Annotated in this window: 4 protein-coding genes; 2 read left to right on the plus strand and 2 right to left on the minus strand. The window is 73.6% G+C overall.

Annotation, left to right across the window (positions count from 1 at the left end; translation table 11 throughout):
• Positions 1-7 precede the first annotated feature (7 nt).
• A complete protein-coding gene (locus POF43_RS25590) occupies positions 8-1375 on the minus strand; it encodes a glutamine synthetase family protein (protein ID WP_271316149.1) in 1368 nt (455 codons plus the stop codon).
• Positions 1376-1465: 90 nt separating this feature from the next.
• Here POF43_RS25590 and POF43_RS25595 point away from each other — a divergent pair, with 90 nt between their 5' ends.
• Both POF43_RS25595 and POF43_RS25600 read left to right on the plus strand, forming a co-directional pair.
• A complete protein-coding gene (locus POF43_RS25595) occupies positions 1466-2218 on the plus strand; it encodes a FadR/GntR family transcriptional regulator (RefSeq protein WP_271324669.1) in 753 nt (250 codons plus the stop codon).
• Between the two features lie 231 nt (positions 2219-2449).
• Positions 2450-3154: a gamma-glutamyl-gamma-aminobutyrate hydrolase family protein gene (locus tag POF43_RS25600; RefSeq protein ID WP_271316151.1), complete on the plus strand. Its 705-nt coding sequence runs from the start codon at positions 2450-2452 to the stop codon at positions 3152-3154.
• Positions 3155-3261: 107 nt separating this feature from the next.
• Here POF43_RS25600 and POF43_RS25605 read toward each other — a convergent pair whose 3' ends face one another.
• A complete protein-coding gene (locus POF43_RS25605; protein ID WP_282704774.1) occupies positions 3262-6354 on the minus strand; it encodes a SpoIIE family protein phosphatase in 3093 nt (1030 codons plus the stop codon).
• Positions 6355-6600: the final 246 nt, after the last annotated feature.

Here is a 6600-nt window from a genome sequence, read left to right on the forward strand (position 1 = left end):
GGGTTCCTCACAGGCGTTCGAAGGAGCGGCGGCGCTCCCAGTCGGTGACGGCGGTGTCGTAGGCGTCCTGCTCGACACGGGCCATGTTCAGGTAGTGGTCGACCACGTCGTCGCCGAACGCGGTCCGGGCGACGGCGGAGTGCCGCCACAGTTCGGCGGCCTCGCGCAGCGCGGCGGGCACCCGGGGCGCGTCGCCGGCGTAGGCGTTGCCGGTGCACGGGTCGGGCAGCTCCAACCGCCGTTCCACGCCGTCGAGTCCGGCGGCGATCAGGCCGGCCACCGCGAGGTAGGGGTTGACGTCGCCGCCGGGGACGCGGTTTTCGAAGCGCAGCGAGGGGCCGTGGCCGACGACGCGCAGGGCGCAGGTGCGGTTGTCGCGGCCCCAGGCGACGGCGGTGGGCGCGAAGGAGCCGGGGCGGTAGCGCTTGTAGGAGTTGATGTTGGGCGCGAACAGCAGCGTCAGGTCCCGCAGGTGGGCGAGCTGGCCGGCCAGGAAGTGCCGCATGACCGGCGACATGCCGTCGGGCGCGTCGGGGTCGGCGAAGACCGCGCTGCCGTCGGCGGCGCGCAGCGACAGGTGGATGTGGCAGGAGTTGCCCTCGCGCTCGTCGTACTTGGCCATGAAGGTCAGCGCGCGGCCGGCCTGGGCGGCGATCTCCTTGGCACCGGTCTTGTAGACGGTGTGGTGGTCGCAGGTGGTGAGGGCGTCGGTGTAGCGGAAGGCGATCTCGTGCTGGCCGAGGTTGCACTCGCCCTTGGCGGACTCCACGGTCAGCCCGGCGGCGGCCATCCCGTTGCGGATGCTGCGCAGCAGGGGTTCGACGCGGCTGGTGCCGAGGATGGAGTAGTCGACGTTGTAGAGGTTGGCCGGGCGCAGGTCGCGGTAGCCGGCGTGCCAGGCCTGCTCGTAGGTGTCGTCGAAGAGCAGGAACTCCAGCTCGGTGCCGACCTGCGCGGTCCAGCCGCGTTCGGCGAGCCGGTCGAGCTGGCGGCGCAGGATCTGCCGCGGCGAGACGGCGACCGGGGTGCCGTCGTGCCGGGCGAGGTCGGCGAGCAGCAGCACGGTGCCCTCGTGCCACGGGGTGCGGCGCAGCGTGGCGGGGTCGGGCAGCAGCGCGAAGTCGCCGTAGCCGGTGTCCCAGGAGGAGTCGGCGTAGCCGTCGACGGTGTTCATGTCGGTGTCGACGGCCAGCAGGTAGTCGCAGCCCTCGGCGCCGTGGTCGAGTACCTCGTCGAGGAAGAAGCGGGCGGCGAACCGCTTGCCCTGGAGGCGGCCCTGCATGTCGGTGAAGGCCAGGACGACGGTGTCGATGTCCCCGGCGGCGGTCAGCTGGCGCAGTTCGGCCACGGACAGCGGGGGCGTGCGGTTCTCCACGGGTTCCGGTCCTCCTGTTGGGGTGCGTCTAAGGTATGGGGGGAGACCTTTGATTGTGAAGTGGGCGCGGCGATCAGCACGGGAGGACCGATGACCGGGACCGAGGCTGCCCCCGACGACGAGTTCGCCGCGGTGCTGCGGCCGGTGCGGGCCGGCAGCGGGTTCGAGGAGGCGCTGGAGCGGATACTCCAGGTGCTGCGGCTCGGCCTGGTCCCCTACGGTGAACGGCTGCCGTCCGAGCGGGAGTTGGCGGACCGGTTGCGGATCAGCCGGGTGACGCTGCGCGAGGTGCTGAAGGTGTTGCAGGACCAGGGCCTGGTGGAGAGCCGCCGCGGCCGGTACGGCGGCACGTTCGTGCTGTACACGGCGGGCGGCCTGTCGCCGGAGGGCCGCAGCGCCCCGGTGGCCGGCGGGACCGCGGCACCGGCCGGCGCCGAACTGGAGGACCTGCTGCGGTTCCGCGAGGTGCTGGAGACCGGCGCGGCCGAACTGTGCGCGGGCCGGGTGCTGGACGCCGGGCAGCGCGCCCTGCTGCGCGACTGCCTGACGGCGACGGTCGACGCGCCCCTGGGCGACTACCGCAGGCTCGACACCCGGCTGCACCTGACGCTCGCCGAGCTGTCCGGTTCGCCGTCGCTGGCGGCCGCGTACACCGGGGTACGGGCGTCGGTGAACGACGCGCTGGACCGCATACCGCTGCTGGTGCGCAACCTGGCGCACTCGCAGGCGCAGCACACGGCGCTGGTGGACGCGGTGGTCGAGGGCGACGTCGAGGGCGCCCGTGAGGTGATGCGGGAGCACTGCGCGGGCACGGCCTCGTTGCTGCGGGGGTTCTTGCTGTGAGGGGGTGCCGCGCGGCGCGGGAGGCCGGTCGGGGCGCGGGGCGCCGCAGGGTGCGGCGGTCGGCGCGGCGGTGCGACGGCGGACGGCGGGCGGCAGGCGTGCCGGACGCGGGCCGAGGGGCGTTACGCGGCGGATGTGACGCGGTCGGCCGTTCGGCGAGGTTTGGGCGGGCGGCGGGCGACCAAAGGTTCCCGGTAGGACCATAAGATTCCAAGGAGGCGGCCGGTGCCCATGTCACCGCTGATCGGTGTCACCACGTACCTCACCGAGGCCCGGTGGGGCGCCGCCTGGCACGCGCCCGCCGCGCTGCTGCCGGCCGCCTACCCCCGGTACCTGCGGGCGGCCGGCGCGCTGGTGGTCATGCTGCCGCCCGATCCGGCGCCGGGCGCGGCCGCCCACCTGGTCGACCGGCTGGACGGCCTGGTGCTGGCCGGCGGCGAGGACATCGACCCGGCGTTCTACGGACAGTCGCCGCACCCGAAGGCCGGCGCGCCCTGCCCGGAACGCGACCGGTGGGAACTGGCCCTGCTCGGCGCCGCGTTGGAGCGCGGCACCCCGGTGCTGGGGATCTGCCGCGGCATGCAGCTGATGAACGTCGACGCCGGCGGCACCCTGCACCAGCACCTGCCGGACGCGGTGGGCCACACCGCCCACAATCCGCGCCCCGGCGTCTTCGAACGGCACGCGGTCACACCGGTGCCCGGCACCCGGATCAGCCGGCTGCTGCCCGGCACGGTGGACGTGGCGACCCATCACCACCAGGGCGTCGAACGGCTCGGCAGCGGCCTGACCGCGTCGGCGTACGCCGAGGACGGCACGGTGGAGGCCCTGGAGTACGACCTGCCGGGCTTCGCGCTGGGCGTCCAGTGGCACCCGGAGATGGCCGAGGACGCCTCACTGGTCCACGCGCTGGTCGAGGCCGCCGCGGGCCGCTGAGGCACAGCGGGCGACGGAGGGCAACGGCGGGCGGTGCGGCGGGGCGCGGTGCGGCAGGGTTCAGGGCGCCGGGGCGGGTCGGCGCCCCGGCGGGGTGCCGGTGCGTTTCAGGCCATGCCCAGCGGGAGTTCCAGCTCGAACCAGACGACCTTGCCGTGCCGGGTGGCGCGGCTGCCCCAGCGGTGCGCCAGCTCGTTGACCAGCCGCATGCCGCGGCCGCTCTCCACGTCCTCGTCGATCGGGCGCAGCAACGGGACCTGGTGGTCGGCGTCGGCGACCTCGACGGTGAGGGTGCGGTCCCGGAACAGCCGCAGCTGGCGGGGCGGGCCGGCGTGCCGCAGGGCGTTGGTGACCAGCTCGCTGACCAGCAGCTCGGTGACCTCGCACAGCGGCGCGAGCCCCCAGGTGCCGAGGGTGGCGCGGGTGAAGCGGCGGGCCTCCGAGGCGAGGGTGATGTCGTCGGTGAGCGGCAGGGTGGCGATCAGGCCCTCGGGGACCGGGCGGACCTCGGCCATGATGATGGCGATGTCGTCCTCGGCGCCCTCGGTCACCAGCGTGCTGATGACCGCCTCGCAGTTCTGCTCGGGGGTGCGGTCGTGGCCGGAGAGCGTCTCGCACAGCAGGCGCAGGCCCTCGTCGATGTCCTGGCCGCGCCGCTCCACCAGGCCGTCGGTGTACAGCGCCAGCAGCGAGCCCTCCGGGATGGTGATCTCGACGCTCTCGAAGTCCACTCCCCCCACGCCCAGCGGCACGCCCGGCGGCAGTTCGATCGTGCGGGCCACCCCGCCCGGGTCCACCACGACCGGCGGCAGGTGGCCGGCGCAGGCGATGACGCAGGAGCGGTCCACCGGGTCGTAGACCGCGCACACGCAGGTGGCGAACTGACCGTCGCCGATGGCGGAGGCGGTCTCGTCGAGCCGGGTGAGCACCTGGTCGGGCTGCATCTCCAAGGTGGCCAGCGTCCGGGCGACGGTCCGCAGCTGGCCCATGGTGGCGGCGGCCCGCATGCCGTGGCCCATCACGTCGCCGACCACCAGCGCGACCCGGCCGCAGGACAGCGGCACCACGTCGAACCAGTCGCCGCCGACCTCGCTGGCGACGCTGGACGGCAGGTAGCGGTAGGCGATCTCCAGGCCCAGCGTGTGGTGGACCTCCTGCGGCAGCAGGCTGCGTTGCAGGGTCAGCGCGGTCTCGCGTTCGCGGCGGTACAGGCGGGCGTTGTCGATGCTGATGGCGGCGCGGGCCACCAGCTCCTCGGCGAGCGCCACGTCGGAGGCGGTGAACGACTCGGGGTTGCGGGTGCGGATGAACTCCGCGCCGCCCAGCACCGAGCCGCGGGCCAGCACCGGCACCATCAGGTACGAGTGGATGCCGGCCTCCAGGCCGGGGTCGACGCGGTCCGAGGAGGTGACGATGCGGCCGAGCGACTCCTCGTCGACCTCGGGGACCAGCACCGAGCGGCCGGTGCGCAGCGCCTGGGCGTAGACCTTGGCCGCGTCGAACCGGGAGACCTCGCCCACGGTGTCGGCCGCGGTGGTCAGCCCGTGGCCGTTCTCCTCGCCCACCGCGACCGCGCGCAGCACGATGGGCTGGTCGTCGCGCGGCAGGTACGGCTCGTCGCCGCGCAGCACCGAGTCGAGCAGGTCGACGGTGACGAAGTCGGCGAACCGCGGGATGACCACCTCGATGAGTTCCTGCGCGGTCTGCCGCAGGTCCAGGGTGGAGCCGATCCGGGTGCCGGCCTCGTTGATCAGGGCGAGCTGCTCACGGGCGGCGTTGGCCTCGCTCAGCGCCTCCTGGCGGGAGACCAGCGTGGCGTGTTCGCGCAGGTAGAGCCGGGCGTTGTCGAGCGCGACGGCGGCGCGGGCGACCAGTTCGTCGGCGAGGGTGATGTCCAGCTCGTCGAAGTCCTCGCGGCTGGCGTCGCGGGCGTAGATCACGACGCCCAGCACGGTGGAACGGGCCACCAGCGGCGCGACCCGCAGCACACCGGCGCCGTGGTCGAGCTTGGCGCGCTCACGGTCGGCGTCGGGGTCGGAGGCCGACGGCGGCAGGTCGCACGAGTCGATGGTGATCGTCCGGCCGCTGGCCATCGCCCGGACGTAGGCGGAGTCCGGGGCGACCCGGTAGACCGCCTCGGTCGGCAGGTCCTCGATGCTGATGCCCTCCTGCGCGGAGGCGACCGCCAGCCGGCGCACCAGCACCGGTTCCCCGGCGACCACCGGCGCCGGTTCCAGGCCGCTGACCAGGCGTTCCAGGAAGTGCACCCCGCAGACGTCGGCGACCCGGGGCACCAGGGCGCTTACCAGTTCACGGGCGGTGTCGCGCAGGTCCAGCGTGGTGCCGACCATGGCCCCGGCCTCGGCGAGCAGCGACAGCCGCTGCTGGGCCTTGGCGGCCTGCTCCTCGGCCTGGTAGCGCTCGGTGACGTCGATGATCGAGGAGCTGACGCCCAGCACCTCCCCGGAGGCGGCCTCCAGCCGGAAGTAGGACGCCGACCAGGCCCGGTCCTGCTCCGGGTCGCCCGGCGTGCGGCCGTGGGAGCGGGCGTCCATCACCGGTTCGCCGGTCTCCAGCACGCCGCGCATGACGTCCTCGATCTCGGCGGTGTTGATGCCCGGCAGCACCTCCGACAGGCGGCGGCCTATCTGCTCCTCGGGCTCCAGGCCGTTCATCCGGGCCAGCGCGTTGTTGATGCGGACGAACCGCAGCTCAGTGTCGTAGACCGCCAGGCCCACCGGGGACTGCTGGAAGAAGCCGTCCAGCGCGGCGAAGTCCGCCTCCACCTGGCGCAGCGCCTGAACCTCGGAGGCGATGGCCAGCACGAACCGGCGGCCGTCGGGGGCGTGCACGGGGTAGGCGCGGAAGTCCAGCTCCACGGTGTGGCCGTCGCGGTGCCGGACCGGGAAGGCACCGTTCCAGCCACGGCCGGAGCTTATCTGCTCGAACAGCTCCAGCGCGTCGGAGCGGCGACCCTCGGGGGCCAGCAGGTGCGAGGCGTAGGAGCCGACCGCCTCCTCCGGGGTGTAGCCCAGCAGCAGGCTGGAGTCCTTGCTCCAGTGCAGGATGCGCCCCCGGTCGTCGAGCAGCGCACTGGCCAGCGGCACGAGGAGATGCCCCTCGGCGCGGCCCGCCACGGCCTGCTCGGGCCGCCCGTCACCACTGTCGGGCCGGTCCGGTTCATGGTGCGTCCTGGTCAAGAAACCGCCCACACATCCTCGCCCGGGTACTGCGTGCTGGCATGCCGGTTCACCGCAACTCCAGAGTGCAACAGCGCGCTGCTGACGGCGAGCCCACACCGTACCCGTCCCGGACGGTCGTGCGGGAGTCGGTCGCGCGTATTGGGGGGTATTCCCGAAAGGGCCCTGACATGGGCAGGTCATCAAGCGATGACGGGGGCGGCTGGCCGCCGGGGCGAAGGGGGATTCAGGGGGTTCAGGGAGGTG

The organism is Streptantibioticus silvisoli (genome assembly GCF_027947535.2).
GTDB lineage: Bacteria > Actinomycetota > Actinomycetes > Streptomycetales > Streptomycetaceae > Streptantibioticus_C > Streptantibioticus_C silvisoli.

What these genes read in the sequence shown, in the direction of transcription:
- POF43_RS25595 (WP_271324669.1), top strand. Translation starts at nt 1,466, where the DNA reads ATGACCGGGACCGAGGCTGCCCCCGACGACGAGTTCGCCGCGGTGCTG.
- POF43_RS25600 (WP_271316151.1), top strand. Translation starts at nt 2,450, where the DNA reads ATGTCACCGCTGATCGGTGTCACCACGTACCTCACCGAGGCCCGGTGG.